We start from the raw sequence: 22,098 nt of genomic DNA, 5'->3' as shown, positions 1-22,098 counted from the left end.
TGAATGGAGGAGCGATACACATGGATTGTGTTGGGTTGATTCAAATGACATCTGGCCCCAGCCCTGAATTGAACTTTGAGTACCTTGCTCAAGAAGTTGCAAAGTGCAAAGAGTTGGGGGCTAAGTGGGTTGTTTGCCCTGAAAACGCGTTAGTTTTTGGCAGTAAAGCCGACTATCACCAGTGTGCTGAGCCTTTTAATGATGGCCCACTGCAAAAGAAAATCTCTGAGCTAGCAAAGCTTCACAGAATTTGGATCGTCATTGGCAGTATGCCGATAAGCACAACTAACGGAGTGACGACCACCACCTTGGTGATTGATGATTTTGGTTGCCTCGTTGCTCATTACGACAAGCTACACATGTTTGATGTGGATGTCGCTGACGCCCATAAGTGCTATCGAGAGTCGGATATTTTCACTCCGGGCAACCAAGTTGTGACAGCGGAAACGCCTTTTGGTCGCTTAGGTTTGAGTATTTGTTATGATGTGCGCTTTCCACACTTGTATTCAGAGTTACGTAAGCAAGGGGCACAAATCATTGTGGTGCCTGCGGCTTTTACAGCGGTAACGGGTCAAGCGCACTGGGAAGTACTATTAAGATGCCGCGCGGTTGAAACACAGTCGTGGATTGTCGCGGTAGGTCAAGGCGGAAAACACCCTTGCCAAAGAGAAACATGGGGACACTCAATGGTGGTTGATCCATGGGGACGAGTGGTCGCACAGTTAGACCAAGATCCTAAAAGTATGGTGGTTGAGATAGACACATCCAGTTGCGAGTCCATTAGGCAAAATATGCCCATCGCGCAACACTCTCGATTTACCAATCAATTTTAATTACAAACAAGAGCCATCTATGAGCATTAATCAAATTGAAGAAGCGCTACTGAACCCGACAGGGCTTACGGAGCAAAATATCGCAGATACATTGGCGAGTATTGCTACCCGCCAAATTGATTATGCTGATATCTACTTTCAGTCAAGCTGGCACGAATCTTTAGTGCTAGAAGACAGCATTATTAAAGACGGCTCTTTCAATATCGATTGCGGTGTTGGCGTTCGTGCAGTATCTGGTGAAAAGACTGGTTTTGCTTACTCTGACCAAATCCAATTGGATGGTCTTAAGCAGAGCGCAATTGCGGCTCGTGGTATTGCTAAACAAGGTCAAAACGGCAAGGTTCAAGCGTTCAAACGCAACTCTAATCAAGCTTACTATGATGCAGTTAACCCGCTTGCGAGTTGGGAAAAACAGCAGAAAACAGAATTACTAAAATCATTAGATGCTTACATTCGGACTAAAGAGCCGATGGTGACTGAAGTATCGGTGAGTTTAAGTGGTGTGCATGAGCAGATGCTGGTTGCTGCGACTGATGGCACTTACGCTGGTGATATTCGTCCGCTGGTTCGCTTGTCTATTAGCGTACTTGCACAGAAGGGTGATCGTCGTGAGCGTGGTAGCGCTGGTGGTGGTGGCCGTTTTGGTTACGACTTCTTCTTAAGTGATGACAAAGGCACTCAAGTTGCTTACCAATTTGCGGATGAAGCGATTCGCCAAGCATTAGTTAACCTTGAAGCAGTGGCTGCGCCTGCTGGTGCCATGCCTGTGGTTCTTGGTTCTGGTTGGCCGGGCGTTCTGCTGCATGAAGCGGTAGGCCACGGTTTAGAAGGCGACTTCAACCGTAAAGAGTCGTCAGTATTCTCCGGCAAAGTTGGTGAGCAAGTAACTTCAAGCCTATGTACGATTGTCGATGACGGTACATTAACGGATCTACGCGGTTCATTGAACGTCGATGATGAAGGTGTTAACGGTCAGTACAATACGTTAATCGAAAACGGCATCCTAAAAGGTTACATGCAAGATAAGCTGAACGCTCGTCTAATGGGTGTAGCACCGACAGGTAATGGTCGTCGTGAGTCATACGCGCATCTTCCAATGCCACGTATGACGAATACATACATGCTACCGGGCGAACACACACCGGAAGAGATCATCGCGACGGTTGAGAAAGGTATCTACGCACCGAACTTCGGTGGCGGTCAGGTCGATATCACATCAGGTAAGTTCGTATTCTCAGCGTCTGAAGCGTACATGATTGAAAACGGTAAGATCACTCACCCAGTGAAAGGCGCGACGCTAATCGGTTCTGGTATCGAAGCGATGCAGCAGGTGTCTATGGTGGGTAACGACCTAAGCATCGACCGTGGTGTGGGTGTGTGTGGTAAGGCTGGTCAAAGTGTGCCAGTGGGTGTTGGTCAACCAACATTGAAACTAGACTCGCTAACCGTTGGTGGTACTGAGTAATTCAGACTAACCTCTGCCGACTTACTTCAAAATATTAAATTGAAAAGCGCCTCCAATGTGAGGCGCTTTTTGTTTTTAGATTACTGATTCAGTGAGCGTATAGAGTCACTACATGTTCTCTTCCGCAAACTCAGCTAGTCGGCTACGCACCACACCATTGAGGTGGATGTTGGCACTGCCTTCGAAGTTTTTAAAACGCTCAACCATGTAGGTTAAGCCTGAAGTCACAGGGGTTAGGTAAGAAGAATCTATCTGCGCTAAGTTACCTGAGCAGACGATCTTAGTACCTTCACCACAACGGGTGATGATGGTTTTTATCTGTGAAGCGGTGAGGTTCTGACACTCATCCAAAAGCACAAAGGCATTTTGAATCGAGCGGCCACGCATGAAGTTGATTGATTTGAACTGGATATTGGCTTTGTCACAGATGTACTTCATCGAGCCTTCTGTGCAGTGGTCGTTCTTGTGCAGCGCTTCCAGTGTATCGGTCACTGCGGCTAACCAAGGCAACATTTTCTCTTCCTCTGTACCCGGAAGGAAACCTATCGATTCACCAATATCAGGGGTGTTGCGGGTTACGATGATCTTATCGAATTGCTTACGTTCAATGGTTTGTTCAAGTGCAGCAGCCATAGCAAGCAGTGTCTTACCACTACCTGCGGCGCCAGTGAGAATCACAAGATCAATATCAGGGTCGAGCAGCGCATCAATCGCCATGCCTTGATAGACGTTCTTTGGTGTGATGTCCCATGCTCTGCGATTCATCAATCTTTCGCGGCTGAGGTCTCTCAGGGTAATGCTTTCCGGCTCAATCTCCTCGACTCGAGCGGCAAAGTCACTTTCTTCGTCAATCACATATTGGTTGAGGAAGGTTGGCTCGAACGGCGCTCTTGCTAAGGTGTGCAGCGTCTTGCCGCCTAAACTTCTGCTCTCGACATTATCGATACCATCCCAAAATGAGCCTTCCAGTTGTTGGAAGCCTTTGGTGAGGTATTGGATATCATCAATCAGTTGGTCAGTTTGATAGTCTTCAACAAAACGTACACCGGCGCCTTTTGCTCGTAAACGCATATTGATGTCTTTGGTGATGAGAACCACTTCGCGTGGTGCGCGTTTATTTTGAAGATAGAGGACAGCGTTGAGGATTCGGTTATCGCCCGCCTTGTCATCGGCAAAGGCTTTGATGCTTTCTTGAAGTTCGTAGTCAGCGAGTATTGAAATACTGCCAGATGCATTTATGTCTTTAGAAAAAGGGATGCCTTCCGATATTTGGTCTGGTGTGGCTTCCCTGAACAGGTCTTCGAGCGTTCGAATCGCAATTCTCGCATCTCGAGCAACGTCTCTTTTACTGTCTTTGATTCTGTCGAGTTCTTCTAGCACTGTCATGGGGATAACGACATCGTGCTCTTGGAAAGAAAATATAGCGAAGGGTTCGTGAAGTAGGATATTGGTGTCTAAAACAAATAGCTTCCGGTTGGTCTCGCCCATAGCATCTCCTTGCCGACGTGCGGCTTGCCTTGCATTCATTGAACGTAGATAAAGCTCATATAAAGATTAGTATCTGATTCTGGTGATAGTCAACTACTCACCTAAACTTCATCTAGAGGAACAGCACCATATCGTTACGAGTGAATATGGTGTATTCGTTTGAGAGCAGCAATCTACTACCTATAGATTAACCATGAATTTTTGACAGTTTGATTGCACTGGCGAAAACAGAAAAAAAGCATGAAATCATCTCCTTTAGGCGTGACCTAAATCACAGCATCGAGTAAGATTAGCGACCTTTTTCTGCACCATTTTCTCGAGATATTTATTATTGAGAGCGCACTTAAAAAGTGGCTGCAAACTAGACATTTTTGGCTATATTTTTAGTTCAGGAGCGATAATGTTCTTGTTTAAAACTGCAGTTAAGAAGACCAAATTCCAACTATAAGATTGAGGTAGTCGATTCATGACATTTGCTTTGGGGCAACGCTGGATAAGCGATACGGAGAGCGATTTAGGTTTAGGTACCGTTGTAGCAATGGATGCTCGCACAGTGACACTAATGTTTGCAGCGTCAGAAGAAAACCGTGTTTATGCACGTACTGATGCTCCCGTAACCCGAGTAACGTTTAATGTAGGCGATGTCATCGAATGCCAAGAAGGTTGGTCTCTGTCTGTCGAAGAAGTTATCGAAGACAAAGGGCTGCTAACCTACTTAGGTACTCGCGAAGATACCCAAGAAACAGAAGTCACTCTGCGTGAAATCTTCTTAAGCAACCAGATCCGCTTTAACAAGCCACAAGATAAGCTATACGCAGGTCAAATCGACCGTATGGATAACTTTGTGTTGCGTTACCGTGCGCTAAGCAACCAGTACCAACAACACAAGAGCCCGATGCGTGGCTTGTGTGGTATGCGTGCTGGCTTGATCCCTCATCAGCTATACATCGCTCATGAAGTGGGTCGTCGTCACGCTCCGCGCGTTTTACTGGCTGATGAAGTGGGCCTAGGTAAAACCATCGAAGCGGGCATGATCATCCACCAACAGGTGCTGTCTGGCCGTGCTGAACGCATTCTGATTGTGGTTCCTGAAACTCTACAACACCAATGGTTAGTAGAGATGATGCGCCGTTTCAACCTGCATTTTTCTATCTTCGATGAAGAGCGTTGTATTGAAGCGTTTGCTGAATCAGACAACCCGTTTGATACCCAGCAGTACGTTCTGTGTTCTTTGGACTTCCTACGTAAGAGCCGTAAGCGCTACGAGCAAGCACTTGAAGGCGAGTGGGACTTGTTGGTTGTCGATGAAGCGCACCACCTTGAGTGGAGCCAAGACAAACCAAGCCGTGAATACCAAGTGGTTGAAGGCTTAGCGGAAAATACGTCTGGTGTGCTACTACTAACAGCAACGCCTGAACAGCTTGGTCGTGAGAGCCACTTTGCACGTCTGCGTCTGCTTGATCCTGATCGCTTCTACGATTACGAAGCATTCGTTGAAGAAGAAGACCAATACGCACCGGTTGCTGATGCAGTAACGGCTCTGTTCTCTGGAGTGAAGCTTGAAAACAGCGCGAAGAACCAGATTACGGAACTGCTTTCTGAGCAAGATGTTGAGCCTCTGTTCCGTGTGATTGAAGGTGATAGCAGCGAAGAAGAGCAAGCGTTAGCTCGCCAAGAACTGATTGATAACCTTATGGATCGCCATGGTACCGGCCGTGTTCTTTTCAGAAACACACGTGCTGCAATCAAAGGCTTCCCTAAGCGTAATGTAAACCTACTGCCGATGGAGATTCCAACGCAGTACACAACCTCAATGCGTGTATCTGGCATGATCGGTGGCAAAATGGCTCCCGAAGCTCGTGCAATGAAGATGCTGTATCCAGAAGAGATCTTCCAAGAGTTTGAAGGTGAAGATTCAAGCTGGTGGCAGTTCGACTCACGTGTTAACTGGTTGATTGAAAAGATCCAAGACAAGCGCAGCGAGAAAATCCTAGTGATCGCCTCTCGTGCAAGTACGGCTCTTCAATTAGAGCAAGCACTGCGTGAGCGTGAAGGTGTACGTGCAACTGTATTCCACGAAGGCATGTCGATTCTAGAGCGTGATAAAGCTGCGGCTTACTTTGCTCAAGAAGAGGGCGGCGCTCAGGTTCTTATCTGTAGTGAAATCGGCTCTGAAGGTCGTAACTTCCAGTTCGCTAACCAACTTGTGATGTTCGATCTTCCATTCAACCCAGACTTGCTTGAGCAACGTATTGGCCGTTTGGACCGTATCGGTCAGCTGCGTGATATCGACATTCATGTTCCTTACCTAAAAGGCACATCACAGGCGATCCTTGCGCGTTGGTTCGATGAAGGTCTGAATGCATTTGCGGAAACTTGTCCAACGGGTCGCACGGTTTACGATAAGTACTCAGATGTTCTTATCGAGATGCTGGCTTCTGGTAACACTGAGCAACTTGATGAAGTGATTGAAGAGTCTGCCAAGCTAAATCAAAGCCTGAAATCAGATCTAGAAAAAGGCCGTGATCGCCTATTAGAAATGCACTCAAACGGCGGCGACAAAGCGCATGAAATTGCAGAGAAGATTGCCTCGACTGACGGCGACACTAACCTAGTAACGTTTGCACTAAGCCTGTTCGATACGATTGGCTTGAACCAAGACGACAAGGGTGAGAATGCTCTGGTTGTAACGCCGTCTGAGCACATGATGGTGCCAAGCTACCCAGGCTTACCATACGAAGGCGCAACCATCACGTTTGATCGTGATACTGCGCTTTCTCGTGAAGACATGAACTTCATTAGCTGGGAACACCCAATGATTCAGGGCGGTATCGATCTGCTACTGAGTGAAGGTGTTGGTGCATCAGCGGTATCACTACTGAAAAACAAAGCGCTGCCAGTGGGTACTATCCTGCTTGAGCTGGTTTACCTTGTGGATGCGCAAGCGCCGAAACGCAGCGGTATCAGCCAGTTCTTGCCTAAGACGCCAATTCGTTTGATGATGGATGGCCGTGGTAATGACTTATCAGCTCAGGTTGAGTTCGACAGCTTTAACCGTCAATTAAGCCCTGTAAACCGTCACCTAGCGAGCAAGCTAGTTAACTCGGTACAAAGTGAAATTCACAAGCTAATCGAAGCGGGTGAGACGCACGTACTTCCTAAAGTGGAAGAAGTGCGTGAACAAGCTCAACGAGATATGCAGACTAACCTGAACGGTGAATTAGAGCGTCTACAAGCGCTTAAAGCCGTGAATCCTAATATTCGTGATGAAGAGCTAGAGGTAATCGAAGCTCAAATCAATGAACTGACCGGTTACATCAGCAAAGCTCAGGTTCAGCTAGATTCATTACGCTTGATTGTGGTTTCTCACAACTAGTTTTGAATTAGCGAAATGCTTCAACGAAATAAGGCCTTCATTATGAAGGCCTTATTTGTATCTGTAGCTTAATTAACAATTCAAGTAGCTGGTTACATTAACCACTTCCACCAAACAAATACCGCTAGGAAACCAAATAGGTAAACAAGACCTGCTACAGACAACCATTTTAGTTTGCTGCCAATAGCTAGCGCTTCTGGAAGCTTAGCTTTGTTGACCAAGATGAAATTAAGCAGAGCGAAGAATGGCGTTGTTGCAAACGCGAGTACCATTGCGAAATCGAGCATAGGCATCAGTGCTGCGCTAAAGAACATCACAATCGCGAGTGCCGCGATAGAGACAATGATTATCCAGCCTTGCAGCATTCTTGGGCTTGAATCTTTTTTGAATAATAGACGTTGTGATTCAGCAAGCACGCGTGAGTAGCCATCGATAACGGTAATGGTGCTACCAAAGATACAGAAGAAAGCGATAAGAGCGATTAACGGGCGAGACCATTCACCAATTGTCGAAGCGTAGATGCCGACCAATTGATGAGTAAAGCCAACACCGGAGCGAGACAGTTCAACTCCCGAACCGTGAAGTACTAGCGCGCCTAACGCAACGAATACTAAAGCAAGCAGCGCCGTACCAATGTAGCCAACGTTAAAGTCGAACAGCGCTGATTGTGCGGTCACTTCCTGCTTCTCTTTTTGGCTTTTTAGCCACATAGAGGTGATGCTTGATATTTCGATAGGCGCAGGCATCCAACCCATGGTCACCACGATAAAACCAATAGCAGCCAATGACCAAGGCGACGGTGGAACAAAAGCAGCATCAGGTTCGACTGGAGAGCCGATAGCAATGGCGACTGCAGCTAAGGTTGTGATGGTTAAGATCGCCATGATCGCTTTAGATAGTGTATCTAGAGCACGATAATGGCCAGCAAACAGAATGATCAAACAGGTCGCTAAAACGATCATGCACAAGGTGCTAGTGGCTAAATCGAAAGGAACAAAGTAACTGAGTAGGCTTGCACTGAATAATAGCAGGGCAGCGGTATTCACGACCGCAGATATGGCACTCAAGATCGAAAAGATCACAAGGTATGGGCGGCCTAGGTTAGAGTAACCTTCCACCAAGCTTTGACCCGTTCCTAGCGTGTATTGGATGCCGGCTCTGAAGAATGGATATTTAAATACGTTAACGAGGATAATGAGAGCGGCAAGCTGCCAACCATAAATCGCACCCGCCTTGGTTGAGGCGACTAAGTGAGAACCACCTACAGCCGCTGCGGCCATCATAACGCCTGGGCCAAGAGACTTAATTAAACTTGATAGGGGAGCTGAGGTTGGTGTTTTTGTGTTGGTGGTTTTAACCGTACTTTCCATCATTTTTCCTTTGATGCTGACTTCTTATTATCTGTTACCCTATCAATACCATGTTTTGTAAAGCCGTCAACTTTTATGTACGAAAATATTGAAAATTGTATTTATTTATAAACGAATCAACCGTGAATTATTTGTTCACTAGCAATTAAGAGGCTTCAATGGCGTTAGAACAGTACACACCACCACGTGAACCGTGGATTGATATTGTTTATCAAGATGACGATATTCTTGTGGTGAACAAGCCTGCAGACCTGCTTTCTGTTCCGGGTAGGTTACCTGAGCATTACGACAGCATGTGGAGTCGGTTAGTTGTCGAATTTCCAGAGATTCAAGTCGTTCATCGATTGGACATGTCGACCTCAGGCTTGATGCTGCTCGCTAAACACAAACAAGCTGAGCGTCATTTGAAGAAGCAATTTCAATATCGACTGACACACAAACTCTATTACGCCCGAGTATGGGGTTCAGTAGAAGAAGCAGAAGGTTTGATTGACCTCCCTCTTATTTGCGATTGGCCAAACCGGCCGAAGCAGAAAGTGTGTTTCGAGGATGGTAAATCATCTCAGACTCGCTATGTGGTTGAGCAAGAAGAGGTAAAAACGACCTTATTGAAGCTACTGCCTATCACGGGACGATCTCATCAGTTGCGAGTGCACTGCATGGAGGTGGGGAATCCTATTGTGGGTGATGAGTTTTATGCAACGCCAGATGCATTTACCTATAGCGAGAGGTTAGCTCTGCACGCGTGTGAACTCAGTTTTTATCACCCGGCCAATGATCAGTTATTCAAAGCCTTTGTTCCGTGTGAGTTTTATCCTCAAGCATCGCCACAAATCGAACAGCACTTTGAAATTGCGCCTGAGCTTCCAGACTACAGTAAGCTAAAAGCTTAGAATGGACTGATTCATAGATCTAACCAAGGAAGAAGAATGCCAACGCTGAAAGTTGTGTTTCTCGATAGAGCGACTATCCCATCTCAAATTCATTTAAAGCCTCTGAGCTTTGAGCATGAATGGGTAGAGTATGATTTCACAGCTCCTGAGCAAGTATCAGAGCGAGTTGAAGAAGCTGATGTGGTGATCACTAACAAGGTAGTGCTCAATGAGTCGAATCTCGCTGGTGCGAAAAAACTCAAGTTGATCGCGGTTTCAGCGACCGGTGTCAATAATGTCGATGTGGAATACTGCAAATCTAAAAACATTGCAGTGACAAACGTGCAAGGCTATGCGATTCAATCGGTTCCTGAACATGTCATCGCAATGCTGTTTGCACTTAAACGAAACCTTGTTGGTTATCATAAAGACATTGAGGCGGGCGAGTGGCAAAAGGACAAGCAGTTCTGCTTCTTTACTCATCCGATTCAAGATGTGGCTGGCAGCACACTGGGGTTGATGGGGAGTGGCAGCTTAGGTCAAGCCACCGCAATGTTAGCCAAAGCGATTGGTATGAAGGTGATGTTTGCCGAGCGAAAAGGAGCAGAGTCTTGTCGAGAAGGGTATCTACCTTTTGATACGGTATTGAAGCAAGCGGATGCGATCAGCTTGCATTGTCCATTGACTGAAGCGACCCGTAATCTGATTTCACAGCGAGAGCTAGCAATGATGAAACCAAGTGCGGTGTTAATTAATGCTGGCCGTGGTGGGCTTGTCGATGAACAAGCTTTGGTTGAAGCTTTGAAAGGTAATGAGATCGCAGGTGCGGGCATGGACGTGTTTACACAAGAGCCTGCAGACAACTCGAACCCACTCTTAGCTAACAGTCACCTACCTAACTTATTGCTGACACCTCATGTTGCGTGGGGCAGTGAAAGTTCAATTCAAAAGCTGTCTGATATCTTAATCGACAATATTGATGGGTTTGTTGCGGGTAATCCGCAGAACTTAGTGAGTTGATTGAAGAATTAAATTGCGTGAACGAAAAACAAAAAAGGTTGGCTTTTAGGCCAACCTTTTTAGATCGTTGTGTCGATTAAGTGATTTAGCCTTGCGGCTTAACTACCAATACATTGATTGGTGAGTTCTGTACCACTTTGCTTGCAACAGAACCAAGCACAACTTTGTCGATTTTCGAACGCTTATGGCTAGGCATCACGATAAGGTCAGCGCCCAGTTTTTCTGCGTAATCTAGAATCGTTGTGTAAGTCTTGCCTTCGGCAACGTGAACTTTATACACCACTTCATCGTCAATGTGCTTGTCAGCAAACTCTTTGAGCTGATTTTTCACATCAAGCTTCATTTGGTTCGCTGCATCTTTCGGGAAGTAAGACGCAACCATCGACATGTGAATGCCCGGTAGTACGTTAAGAATGTGGACTTCAGCATTGCTGTGTTTCGCGTGCCATACCGCTAGCTCGACGGCTTTATCAGAAAAGCCTTTGTCGTTAAGATCAACGGGAACAAGGATTTGTCTATACATGTATTCGTCTCTTTTTGAGCAGCGCTTAGTACATACCAAACGCTGTAATTATCTTTTCCATGTAGTAAAAAAGCCAAATAGAGTAGAGCGCTACTTGGCTCTATCCATTACGCGCTAATCTCATCCTTACGAGCACGCCTTCTTTGGTTCATCGCTAAACCAATCAAAATCAGTAGGGCAGGTAAGAATACCCACTCTTTCATTGGTCGTTCTGCGTCTTGGATAACTGATTTAATTTCCCAATCAAAGTCAATGCCAGCGGCTTCTGCAGGGCTACCAAACTCAACCATATCAACAATCATCTTGTCGTCAGCTTGTGTCAGCATTAGGCCCATTGAAGCAATGCGGTCTTCACTTGTTGTCGCAGAATCTTCAAACGGAAGGCGAACTGTTTTCTCAGAATAGTTACCTTCTAAGTTTTCGCCACCTACTCTCAATTCAAGTGATTGTCCCACAGATAGATTTTCTGTGATTTGAGCGATCTCAACTCCAGGTGAAAGAACTTTCTCTGGATAAATCATGTCCCACCAGAAACCTGGGCGGAAGAAAGAGAAGGTCAGAACGATAAGTAGAATCGTTTCCCACCACTTGTTCTTCGTGAACCACCAACCTTGTGTCGCTGCTGCAAAGATAAGTACCGCAGTCACAGAGGAGAAAATCGTCAACGCTAAGTGCCACCAAGAATCAATACCCATCAATAGAAGTTGGGTGTTGAAGATGAACATGAATGGCAGAATCGCGGTACGAATATCGTAGGTAAAGCCTTGAATACCCGTACGAATCGGATCGGATTTCGCAATCGCGGCTGCAGCAAACGCTGCGAGACCAACTGGAGGCGTATCATCTGCAAGAATACCGAAGTAGAACACGAATAAGTGAACCGCAATCAATGGAATGATCAAGCCGTGCGCTGCGCCTAAGGTCACAATTACTGGTGCCATCAGTGTGGAAACAACGATGTAGTTCGCCGTTGTTGGCAAGCCCATACCTAAGATCAAGCTGATTACCGCAGTGAATAGCAACATAAGAATGATGCTACCGCCTGAGATAAACTCAACGAAGTCAGTCATTACAAGACCGATACCCGTTAGAGTCACCACGCCTACAACCGTACCTGCAGCCGCTGTCGCTACACCGATACCAATCATGTTACGTGCGCCTGAAACCAAGCTCTCTGCTAGATCAACGAAGCCAGCTTTAGTTTGCTCTGCAAGATCGTCTGATTTGTTCATCAGAGTCATTAACGGACGCTGAGTGATCAGAATGAAGATCATGAACACGGTCGCCCAGAATGCCGACAGACCTGGAGAGAAACGTTCAACTGTTAAACACCAAACAAGTACTACGATAGGCAGTAGGAAGTGCAAACCAGATTTAATCGTTGGCCCCGGCTCCGGAACTTCTTTTAGATCAGCATCGATTTCCATGCCGCCTTCAGCTGCGTATTTTGCTGATACACGAACCAGCGCAACATAAGCGATCAATAGCGCCACAGTTACGATTGGTGTTGCCGCATCGCCAAATACATCTTTCGTCCAACCCACACCGTAGTAAACCGCGGCGCTGATGACACACAGACCTAAAATGGTACCCGTGAAAGACAGTAAGCTTTGTACGATAGTTGGTGTGTGGCGACGAGGTAGGCCAGTCATACCTGCTTTACATGCTTCTAGATGAACAATGTAAATCAGAGCGATGTAAGAGATCAGAGCGGGCAGTAGCGCGGCTTTGATTACTTCTACATACGAAATGCCCACATACTCAACCATCAAGAAGGCTGCTGCACCCATGATAGGTGGTGTTAATTGACCATTGGTTGAAGCCGCGACTTCTACCGCACCGGCTTTTGTGCCCGGGAAACCAACACGCTTCATTAGCGGGATAGTAAAGGTACCCGTGGTTACCACGTTCGCGATAGATGAACCTGATACCAAACCAGACAGACCTGATGCGACAACGGCTGCTTTCGCTGGGCCGCCCTTCATGTGACCAAGCAGAGAGAATGCAACTTTAATAAAGTAAGCACCGGCGCCAGCACGTTCTAGCATTGCACCAAACAGTACAAACAAGAATACGAATGACGTTGATACGCCAAGTGCCACACCGAATACACCTTCAGTTGTTAGCCACAGATGCGACATTGCCTTGTTCAGGCTCGCACCTTTGTGGGCAATAACGTCCGGCATGTGAGGGCCGCCAAAGGTATAAAGTAGGAATACTGCTGCCACAACCATAAGAGGTGGACCCAAAGCGCGTCGTGTTGCTTCAAGCAGTAAAACCATACCGAATACAGCCGCAACAATATCGAATGTTGTTGGTGCGCCCGATCGCTCAGCGAGTTCAGTATAGAAAATATAGATATAAGAAGCTGAAAAACTACCTACAAGCGCTAATATCCAATCGACTGCGGGGATGCGATCCCTAGGTGAATTCTTCATGGCTGGATAAGCGGTAAAGGCTAGGAAAATAGCAAACGTAAGGTGAATTGCTCGAGCTTCAGTGTCGTTTAAAATTGCGAAGTTAAAAATGAACGGCAGCGGAGATGCATACCAAAGTTGGAACAGTGACCAACATAGAGGCACAAACCATAAAATACGGCCTTGGATACCACGAGGGCTACGCGCACCAGTATCTGATTGTGCCACCATTTCTTGCACATCTGGAGACGGTGATGTTGTCTGCGTCATGTACTTTATCCTTATTATTGATGGTCTGCCTTTTCTTACGAACAACCAAACGTTATTTATTTCCTATCTAGTGTAGTGAATGGATAGGGAAATGCGTTTTTTGTTCGTCTTTGTCTTAGGCTTGATACGAAGGTAAGTCCTCCAAATTGGAGAAACTTAAAGGGCTGTTCTTTTCACTTAAATTATTTTTATAAAACGTGAAAAGCCAATAAGGAGGGCTAGCCTCCTTATTGGTGTAGTAGGCTTAAAGTAGAGTTACTTTAGAAGGCCCACTTCTTTGTAGTATTTTGCTGCGCCTGGGTGAAGAGGGATAGAGATACCCGCTTTAACCATGTCTTCTTTTTTCAGGTTAGCAAATGCTGGGTGTAGGCGTTTGAAAGTGTCAAAGTTTTCAAATACTGCCTTAGCAACGTTGTATGCAACTTCTTCAGAAACGTCTGAAGTTGTTACCATAGTAGCTGCAACACCGAAGCTGTTTACGTCAGCGTCAGTACCACGGTACATACCAGCAGGAACTGTGCTGTAAGCGTAGTATGGGTTTTCAGCTACGATCTTGTCGATCTGTGGACCTGTTGCTGAAACCAGTTTTGCATCACAAGACGTTGTTGCTTCTTTGATTGATCCGTTCGGGTGACCAACCATGTAGATGAATGCATCAATCTTGTTATCACAAAGTGCTTGTGAACGCTCAGAACCTTTAAGTTCAGAAGCAAGCTTGAAGCTGTCGTTAGTCCAGCCCATAGCGTCCATTACAACACCCATCGTTGCACGGTCACCAGAACCTGGGTTACCAATGTTTACACGCTTACCTGCTAGGTCAGACACATTGTTGATGCCAGCATCAGTACGAGCGATGATGTTGAACGGTTCTGTATGTAGAGAGAACATCGCGCGAAGTTTCTTGTATTCGCCCTGATCTTTGAACTTACTTGTACCGTTGTAGCCGTGGTATTGCCAGTCCGATTGAACAACACCGAAATCTAGTTCACCAGCACGGATGGTGTTAACGTTGTAGATTGAACCACCAGTAGACTCTACAGAACAACGAATGTTGTGGTCTTTGCGGCCCTTGTTCACTAGCTTACAAATCGCACCACCAGTTGGGTAGTAAACACCCGTAACTGAACCAGTACCAATCGTGATGAACTCTTGAGCGTTAACAGCGCCAGCGCCCATTACAGCAGCTGCAATAGCACCAACTTTAATAAGTTTGGTAAATGCCATGAATTTCCCTTCCTTTATTCATTATTAACCCTGAAACAAGTGTAGTTGCTTCAGGAGTTTCCTATTTGGAAACGGCACCTTTTTCAATCCATGTGATGAAAAAGTGGCTGAATAATATCAAAAATTGGCAGAAAATTACTCGAATGTTAAAAGATATAGCTAAAAAATCTAACAAATGATGTCTTGATCTCGTGTTTGATTTGCTACTGAGTTTTTTAAAATCAATGGTTTAGTGTGATTTTGGAAGGGAGGTATGGATATTCTAGGATGTGATTTGGATCACGAAGCAAATAGATACTCGTGATCCATTAATAAGGCTGATAGTTATGAAACAGCGATCAATTATCCTGCGTATTCAAACAGTTCACACACTGAATCAAACAGTTGCTTAGTGGTAACCGATAACGTTGGGGTAATGAAGATAGTATCATCACCTGCGACTACGCCCAGTATACCTTCCGACTTACCTAGTGAGTCTAATAAACGAGCAATCAGCTGCGCCGCACCAGGACCTGTGTGTATCACCACCAATGCATTGTTGTGGTCAATATCTAGTACTAATTCTCTTAGAGAGCTAGAAACGGTCGGAACACCTAGCTCAGCAGGAAGACAGTAAACCATCTCCATTTTTGCGTTACGAGTTCGAACGGCACCAAACTTGGTTAACATACGCGAGACTTTAGACTGGTTGATGCTTTCAAAACCTTCGTGTTTTAGGGCATCCACAATTTCGCCTTGTGAGCCAAAACGTTCTTCTTTTAGTAAGGCTTTAAATGCACGAACTAAGTTGTCTTGCTTTTCTGTATTGCGCATATGTCATTCTTATTCATTAACAAAGATGTTTGCATATTCTCGCATACATATTCAATTTTAGCCAAAACATCCCTGTAATTTGTTAGTCATATCACTGTAAATATTTAATAGAATAATGTGTTATTTGCGACGACTTATTTTGTTATTTCAGTCGATTATCGCCATAATGCGAACTTGCTGTGTAGCACGGTTTTATTGACTTGCGCGAAGTCGCAAAGCTAGCGTTAATTGATTGTAATCACTTTGTGATTAATATAGTTTTTTAACTTAGATTTAGCTCAAGAATTACCCTACAAAGAATCTATAAGAGAAAGCTCTCAAGGAGAATAACAATGAAAGTAGCTGTTATTGGTGCCGCTGGTGGCATCGGTCAAGCCCTAGCCCTACTACTTAAGAACCGCCTACCTGCTGGTTCAGATCTTGCACTTTACGACATCGCTCCGGTAACACCGGGTGTTGCTGCCGATCTTAGCCATATCCCAACGCCTGTTTCGATCAAAGGTTACGCGGGTGAAGATCCAACACCAGCACTCGAAGGTGCGGATGTTGTACTTATTTCAGCGGGTGTTGCTCGTAAGCCTGGTATGGATCGTGCGGATCTTTTCAATGTGAATGCTGGCATTGTTAAGTCTCTTGCAGAGAAAATCGCAGTTACTTGTCCTACTGCTTGTGTTGGTATCATCACGAACCCCGTAAACACAACAGTGCCAATCGCGGCTGAAGTACTGAAGAAAGCGGGCGTTTACGACAAGCGTCGTCTATTTGGTATTACGACTCTTGATGTGATTCGTTCTGAAACGTTCGTTGCTGAACTTAAAGACAAAGATCCAGGCGACATTCGTGTTCCTGTTATCGGTGGCCACTCAGGCGTAACGATTCTTCCTCTACTTTCTCAAGTTGAAGGCGTAGAGTTCACTGACGAAGAAATCGCAGCACTAACGACTCGTATCCAAAATGCAGGTACAGAAGTAGTAGAAGCGAAGGCTGGCGGCGGCAGTGCGACACTGTCTATGGGTCAAGCGGCTTGTCGTTTCGGTCTTGCTCTAGTGAAAGCGCTTCAAGGTGAAGAGAACGTGATTGAATGTGCATACGTTGAAGGTGAAGGCGAACACGCTCCATTCTTCGCACAGCCAGTTAAACTAGGCAAAGAGGGCGCTGAAGCGATCCTTAGCTACGGTGAGCTGAGTGACTTCGAACGTAACGCTTTAGATAGCATGCTTGAGACGCTAAATGGTGACATCGAGATTGGTGTTGAATTCGCTAAATAAGCGAAACGCTATTTAACTCAGACTTAAGCTAATTAATAAGGGCCGGTCATTATGATCGGCTTTTTTGATCCTGAAGTTCAAGCTACTCGTATTTAGCTTTACAATTAATGTGAAGGTAAATGTTATGGCTACTGTTCAGAAGGGTATGAATGTCGAATATTTGGGGCACTTAGGAAAAGTATTGGTAATTGATGAGCAAGAGCAGTACGCGCTAGTAGAGACTTACAACGGGCATGAGCAGTACGCGGTGCCAATGGAAGAGCTTGAAGAGATTGAAGCACAACTGCCGTTATCATTAGAAGCCAGTCGATATTGAATTTGGCTCACCTACAAATATTTGTTGAAAACCAAAAAAAAGAGCCCTGAGGCTCTTTTTTGTTATTTATATAGAAGCTAGAAGCGAGTTGTCTATTAAGCTGCTTACTTGCTGCGTTTAACAGATAAGTGTGCGAGCGTGGTTAGCGCTTGCTTATATTCAGAGTCAGGAAGTACAGAAAGCTCAGCGATGGCTTTATCGGCCTCTTCGTAGGCTTTATTTGTGGTGTACTCTAAAGAGCCTGTCTCTTTCATCACAGCCATAATGTCGTCAAGACGTTCCATGCCGTTCGCTTTCTCAATCGCTTCACGAATCATGCTAGCTTGTTCAGGAGAGCCATTATGCATTGCGTAAAGTAGAGGCAGTGTTGGTTTGCCTTCGGCTAGGTCGTCACCAACGTTCTTACCCATCTCTTTACCATCAGCAGTGTAATCCATCACATCGTCAATCAGCTGGAAAGCGGTGCCTAGGTATTTACCATAGTTCTGCATTGCTGTTTCGATCTCTGGTGATGACTCAGTAAGAATTGCGCCGATTTGGGTCGCAGCTTCGAACAAGCGAGCGGTCTTAGAGTAGATCACCTGCATGTAGCTTTCTTCTGTGGTGTCTGGGTTATTGCAGTTCATTAATTGTTGAACTTCACCCTCGGCAATCACGTTTACTGCTTCACTCATTAGCTCAAGGATCTTTAAAGATCCTAGTGTTGTCATCATTTGGAATGAGCGAGTGTAGATAAAGTCACCCACCAAAACGCTAGCGGCATTACCAAAAGCGGCATTGGCCGTCGCCTTACCGCGTCTCATGTCCGATTCGTCGACAACGTCGTCATGAAGCAGGGTTGCGGTGTGAATAAACTCGATAAAGGCTGCAGAGGTGATATGAGCTTCACCTTGGTAACCAAGTGCGCGGGCAGATAAAAGAGCTAGCAAAGGGCGTAGGCGCTTTCCACCACCGCTAACGATATAAAAACCAAGCTGGTTGATTAAACTTACGTCAGAATTAAGTTGGGCTTGAATTGTTTCATTCACTTTTGCCATATCATTGGCAGTAAGCGTTTGGATAGCTTTAAAATCCATTGTTCATCCGGCTGAAGTTAGACCCTGTAAGGCTTATACGTTGTATTCAATTGTTGAATAATACACTAAAAAACGTTGATTAATACATCGCTAAAGGGCATGATTGCCGCACTTTTCTTTGGCGAACAGGTTTTCGCCAATTTTTTAAAAATATGGCTTGTCATAGCGCCATGATTCCCGTAGAATCTGCGCCCTATTGATTAGTTTAGCGCACACCCGAGTTGTACAATTAACAACCATAGGCTGTGCGGAAAAAGCGGAGTAAAATATGTACGCTGTTTTCCAATCTGGTGGCAAACAACACCGAGTAAGCGAAGGTCAAACACTTCGTTTAGAGAAATTAGACGTTGAAACTGGTGCAACTGTTGAATTTGATAAAGTTCTTCTTGTTGCTAACGGCGAAGAAATCGCTGTTGGTGCACCTCTTGTTGAAGGTGGCAAGGTTACTGCAGAAGTAGTACAACACGGTCGTGGCGATAAAGTAAAAATCGTTAAGTTCCGTCGTCGTAAGCACTCGCGTAAGCAAGCTGGTCACCGTCAGTGGTTCACTGAAGTGAAAATCACTGGCATTAACGCTTAAGTATTAGGAGAGTTTAACAATGGCACATAAAAAAGCTGGCGGTTCTACTAATAACGGCCGCGATTCAGAAAGCAAACGTCTTGGTGTTAAGCGTTTTGGTGGTGAATCTGTTCTTGCAGGTAACATCATCGTTCGTCAACGTGGTACTAAGTTCCACGCTGGCACAAACGTTGGCATCGGTAAAGACCACACTCTTTTCGCTCTTACTGAAGGTAAAGTGAAATTTGCTGTTAAAGGTCCTAAAAACCGTAAGTTTGTAAGCATCGAAGCTGAGTAATTTAATCTTTAATTAGATTATTTTATTAGCTTTCAAGCTGAATTCAAAAGCCCTGCCGATTCGGCAGGGTTTTTTATTTATAGCAAGAATAAAAAAGCAGACGCTCTTGTTTTGGTTTTGAGAAGCCGTTTTATTTTTTGATAAACAGTTTGGTTTTTAAGAAGCCGTTTGTTTTAAAAGAAATAGAAAGCAAAGAACCTCTCCTTATTTGTTCCTTGGTTGCAGGTCGGCCTAGATCTTAGGTGATCGATCTAAACACGGATCTGCTAGAATTTATATCACTCCTTGATGAGTGGTAACGCAACGTAAGTGCGGAGTTAAAAAATGAAATTCGTTGATGAAGCGGTAGTAAAAATAGAAGCCGGTGATGGCGGTAATGGTACAGTTAGCTTTTGGCGCGAAAAATTCGTCGCTAAAGGTGGTCCTGATGGCGGCGACGGTGGTGACGGCGGTGATGTTTACATCCAAGCGGATGAGAACTTAAACACACTGATCGATTACCGTTTCCAACGTTTTTACAATGCAGAGCGTGGCGAGAATGGTCGCGGCGGTAACTGTACTGGTAAACGTGGTAAAGACATTACGCTGAAAGTACCAGTTGGTACGCGTGCAGTTGATATCCACACCAACGAAATCGTTGCTGAAGTTGCTGAACACGGCAAGAAAGTAATGGTTGGTAAAGGTGGTTGGCACGGTCTTGGTAACACGCGTTTTAAATCGTCTGTTAACCGCGCTCCTCGTCAAAAGACAATGGGTACTAAAGGCGAAGTTCGTGAACTGCGTTTAGAGCTTCTTCTATTAGCTGACGTTGGTATGCTTGGCCTACCAAACGCAGGTAAATCTACTTTTATTCGTTCAGTATCTGCTGCGAAACCAAAAGTGGCTGATTACCCGTTCACTACTTTGATCCCAAGCTTGGGTGTGGTAAGTGTTGTCCCTGAAAAGAGCTTCGTTGTTGCCGATATCCCAGGACTAATCGAAGGCGCAGCTGATGGCGCTGGCCTTGGTATCCGATTCCTTAAGCACCTTGAGCGTTGTCGTGTTCTTCTGCATATGATCGACATTATGCCGATCGATCAATCTGATCCTATTCAGAATGCACTAACGATCATCGATGAGCTTGAGCAATACAGTGAAAAAGTTTCACAAAAACCTCGCTGGTTAGTGTTCAATAAAGTTGACCTAATGCCAGAAGACGAAGCAGACGAAAAGATTCAAGAAATCATCGATGCTTTGGGCTGGGAAGGCGAGTACTTCAAGATCTCTGCTGTGAATAAAATCGGCACCAAAGACCTTTGCTTCAAACTAGGTGAGTTTATGGAAAACCTACCTCGTGAAGTTGTAGAAGTTGAAGAAGAAGAAAAAGTAGACTTTATGTGGGATGACTACCATAAAGATGCGATGAGCGGTAAGAATGTCGTTACTGAAGATGACGACGATTGGGACGATTGGGATGACGAAGAGGATGACGGCCATGTTATCTATGTTCGTGACTAATCCTCTTAGTTTCTCATAACGCATCGGTCGCTTCTTACAAGTACACTGATAGTTTTATTAAACCGCAATGAAAATTGCGGTTTTTTTGTATCTAAATCATGACGTCTTACTGTTTTTTATGCAAAATTTATCTTTAGATAATTAACGCCTATGGGAAGGAAATCATGGCATCAAAGCAAAGAGCGATCTCAAGACTCGTCGCTCAATCAGGACAAATGTTATTGGCGCACGGGGCAGAGAGCACACTGGTCGGCGATATCATGCGTCGCATCGGTATTGCTTGTGGGGTGAATGAGGTTGAAGTCGCACTGTCAGCCAATGCGCTTGTTGTAACTACCGTAATGGATGATCACTGTATTACCACTACTCGAAGTTGTGCTGATCGTGGCATTAACATGCAGGTTATCACCGACATTCAACGCATTTGCATCATGATGGAGAAGGGAATTCTCGATTATGATTTGGCGTATAAAAAGATTCAAAACATCAGCCCCGAGCGCTACAACCGTTGGTTAGTGGTTGTGATGATAGGGTTGTCGTGCGCCTCTTTTAGCCACCTTGCGGGCGGAGACTGGCAAGTCTTCATGATGACTTTTATTGCTTCAGCTTGCGGTATGATCGTCAGGCAAGAGATTGGGCACCGCCATTTCAATCCGCTATTAAACTTTGCTATCACAGCATTCGTTACCACGACCATTTCAGCTCAAGCCGTACTTTACAATATTGGCGGCCAACCCACGATCGTGATGGCTTCATCTGTATTAATGTTAGTACCTGGTTTTCCTCTGATTAACTCCGTCGCTGATATGCTTAAAGGCCATATTAATATGGGGTTAGCGCGCTTTACCATGGCCAGCTTATTAACTCTGGCGACGAGCTTGGGCATTGTCGCGGCGATGAGTCTATCAGATGTTTGGGGGTGGGCAAGCTAATGAGTATTTTCGAACTGTTTTTAGGTCTGCTCAACGATATGTTTTTCGCCGCTATTCCTGCGGTTGGGTTTGCATTGGTGTTTAACGTTCCGCAACGTGCTTTAATTTATTGTGCACTCGGTGGTTCTATCGGTCATGGTAGCCGGTATCTGATGATGCACTTTGGTATTCCAATCGAATGGGCGACGTTCTTCGCCGCAACCGTGGTTGGTATGATAGGGGTTCATTGGTCACATAAACTGTTAGCACATCCTAAGGTGTTTACGGTTGCAGCTCTAATTCCTATGGTGCCAGGTGTGTTCGCCTTCAAGGCGATGATTGCGATGGTGGAGATTAACAGGGCAGGCTACACGCCTGAGTTGTTGGCAATGTTGATGGAGAACTTTTTAAAATCGATGTTCATTATCGCAGGGCTTGCGGTTGGCTTAGCGGTGCCAGGGCTGTTATTCTATCGCCGTAGACCTATCGTTTAGCGTTAATT

Annotated in this window: 19 protein-coding genes; 12 read left to right on the top strand and 7 right to left on the bottom strand. The window is 45.3% G+C overall.

Translation table 11 applies throughout. The features are described 5' to 3' along the window. Positions 1 to 20: 20 nt before the first annotated feature. Both AB4133_RS15665 and tldD read left to right on the top strand, forming a co-directional pair. Positions 21 to 833 carry a carbon-nitrogen hydrolase family protein gene (locus AB4133_RS15665; protein WP_017061365.1) on the top strand — a complete coding sequence of 271 codons (813 nt, stop codon included), beginning with the start codon at positions 21 to 23 and terminating at the stop codon, positions 831 to 833. A 19-nt stretch (positions 834 to 852) separates the two neighbouring features. Beyond that, complete coding sequence (tldD, locus tag AB4133_RS15660; RefSeq protein WP_017061366.1) at positions 853 to 2,298, top strand: metalloprotease TldD; 1,446 nt, start codon at positions 853 to 855, stop codon at positions 2,296 to 2,298. A 108-nt stretch (positions 2,299 to 2,406) separates the two neighbouring features. Here tldD and AB4133_RS15655 read toward each other — a convergent pair whose 3' ends face one another. Further along, a complete protein-coding gene (locus AB4133_RS15655; RefSeq protein ID WP_017062953.1) occupies positions 2,407 to 3,786 on the bottom strand; it encodes a PhoH family protein in 1,380 nt (459 codons plus the stop codon). A 466-nt stretch (positions 3,787 to 4,252) separates the two neighbouring features. Here AB4133_RS15655 and rapA point away from each other — a divergent pair, with 466 nt between their 5' ends. After that, positions 4,253 to 7,162: an RNA polymerase-associated protein RapA gene (rapA, locus tag AB4133_RS15650; protein WP_372224997.1), complete on the top strand. Its 2,910-nt coding sequence runs from the start codon at positions 4,253 to 4,255 to the stop codon at positions 7,160 to 7,162. Positions 7,163 to 7,254: 92 nt separating this feature from the next. Here the strand turns inward: rapA and AB4133_RS15645 are convergent, their stop codons facing one another. Continuing rightward, on the bottom strand, positions 7,255 to 8,532 hold the full coding sequence (locus tag AB4133_RS15645; protein WP_372111108.1) for an NRAMP family divalent metal transporter: 1,278 nt from the start codon (positions 8,530 to 8,532) through the stop codon (positions 7,255 to 7,257). Positions 8,533 to 8,690: 158 nt separating this feature from the next. Here AB4133_RS15645 and rluA point away from each other — a divergent pair, with 158 nt between their 5' ends. Beyond that, positions 8,691 to 9,425 carry a bifunctional tRNA pseudouridine(32) synthase/23S rRNA pseudouridine(746) synthase RluA gene (gene rluA / locus AB4133_RS15640; RefSeq protein WP_372224995.1) on the top strand — a complete coding sequence of 245 codons (735 nt, stop codon included), beginning with the start codon at positions 8,691 to 8,693 and terminating at the stop codon, positions 9,423 to 9,425. Between the two features lie 36 nt (positions 9,426 to 9,461). Continuing rightward, entirely contained in the window at positions 9,462 to 10,424 is a 963-nt protein-coding gene (locus AB4133_RS15635) for a D-2-hydroxyacid dehydrogenase (protein ID WP_372224993.1), read from the top strand. An 85-nt stretch (positions 10,425 to 10,509) separates the two neighbouring features. On the opposite strand, the gene AB4133_RS15630 is transcribed toward AB4133_RS15635, so the two are convergent. The 4 genes from AB4133_RS15630 to argR form a co-directional block, all read right to left on the bottom strand. Further along, on the bottom strand, positions 10,510 to 10,947 hold the full coding sequence (locus tag AB4133_RS15630; protein ID WP_048609641.1) for a universal stress protein: 438 nt from the start codon (positions 10,945 to 10,947) through the stop codon (positions 10,510 to 10,512). Positions 10,948 to 11,054: 107 nt separating this feature from the next. After that, the gene (locus AB4133_RS15625) at positions 11,055 to 13,634 is read right to left on the bottom strand and encodes a TRAP transporter permease (RefSeq protein WP_372224991.1); all 2,580 of its coding nucleotides are present in this window, start codon (positions 13,632 to 13,634) and stop codon (positions 11,055 to 11,057) included. Between the two features lie 255 nt (positions 13,635 to 13,889). Then, complete coding sequence (locus AB4133_RS15620; protein ID WP_017061374.1) at positions 13,890 to 14,858, bottom strand: TAXI family TRAP transporter solute-binding subunit; 969 nt, start codon at positions 14,856 to 14,858, stop codon at positions 13,890 to 13,892. A gap of 342 nt (positions 14,859 to 15,200) precedes the next feature. Next, a complete protein-coding gene (gene argR, locus AB4133_RS15615; protein WP_004740827.1) occupies positions 15,201 to 15,671 on the bottom strand; it encodes a transcriptional regulator ArgR in 471 nt (156 codons plus the stop codon). 332 nt (positions 15,672 to 16,003) lie between these two features. On the opposite strand from argR, the gene mdh reads away from it, so the two are divergent. Both mdh and AB4133_RS15605 read left to right on the top strand, forming a co-directional pair. Further along, a complete protein-coding gene (gene mdh, locus AB4133_RS15610; RefSeq protein WP_009847834.1) occupies positions 16,004 to 16,939 on the top strand; it encodes a malate dehydrogenase in 936 nt (311 codons plus the stop codon). A 124-nt stretch (positions 16,940 to 17,063) separates the two neighbouring features. Continuing rightward, the gene (locus AB4133_RS15605) at positions 17,064 to 17,255 is read left to right on the top strand and encodes a hypothetical protein (RefSeq protein WP_017061375.1); all 192 of its coding nucleotides are present in this window, start codon (positions 17,064 to 17,066) and stop codon (positions 17,253 to 17,255) included. 104 nt (positions 17,256 to 17,359) lie between these two features. On the opposite strand, the gene ispB is transcribed toward AB4133_RS15605, so the two are convergent. Next, positions 17,360 to 18,331 (bottom strand): octaprenyl diphosphate synthase, encoded by a 972-nt coding sequence (gene ispB / locus AB4133_RS15600; protein ID WP_372224989.1) that lies wholly within the window; start codon positions 18,329 to 18,331, stop codon positions 17,360 to 17,362. Between the two features lie 268 nt (positions 18,332 to 18,599). Here ispB and rplU point away from each other — a divergent pair, with 268 nt between their 5' ends. The 5 genes from rplU (at position 18,600) to AB4133_RS15575 (ending at position 22,090) form a co-directional block, all read left to right on the top strand. After that, positions 18,600 to 18,911 carry a 50S ribosomal protein L21 gene (gene rplU / locus AB4133_RS15595; RefSeq protein ID WP_004740823.1) on the top strand — a complete coding sequence of 104 codons (312 nt, stop codon included), beginning with the start codon at positions 18,600 to 18,602 and terminating at the stop codon, positions 18,909 to 18,911. A gap of 19 nt (positions 18,912 to 18,930) precedes the next feature. Then, positions 18,931 to 19,188 (top strand): 50S ribosomal protein L27, encoded by a 258-nt coding sequence (gene rpmA / locus AB4133_RS15590; protein ID WP_004735905.1) that lies wholly within the window; start codon positions 18,931 to 18,933, stop codon positions 19,186 to 19,188. 324 nt (positions 19,189 to 19,512) lie between these two features. Beyond that, entirely contained in the window at positions 19,513 to 20,685 is a 1,173-nt protein-coding gene (gene cgtA / locus AB4133_RS15585; protein WP_017061377.1) for an Obg family GTPase CgtA, read from the top strand. 164 nt (positions 20,686 to 20,849) lie between these two features. After that, positions 20,850 to 21,617: a threonine/serine exporter ThrE family protein gene (locus tag AB4133_RS15580; protein WP_017061378.1), complete on the top strand. Its 768-nt coding sequence runs from the start codon at positions 20,850 to 20,852 to the stop codon at positions 21,615 to 21,617. Continuing rightward, positions 21,617 to 22,090 carry a threonine/serine exporter family protein gene (locus AB4133_RS15575; protein WP_017062945.1) on the top strand — a complete coding sequence of 158 codons (474 nt, stop codon included), beginning with the start codon at positions 21,617 to 21,619 and terminating at the stop codon, positions 22,088 to 22,090. The genes AB4133_RS15580 and AB4133_RS15575 overlap by 1 nt, the downstream gene beginning before the upstream one ends. Positions 22,091 to 22,098 lie beyond the last annotated feature (8 nt).

This window comes from Vibrio sp. 10N.286.52.F8 (genome assembly GCF_041468745.1).
GTDB lineage: Bacteria > Pseudomonadota > Gammaproteobacteria > Enterobacterales > Vibrionaceae > Vibrio > Vibrio crassostreae_C.
This window is presented reverse-complemented; position numbering and strand designations above follow the sequence as displayed.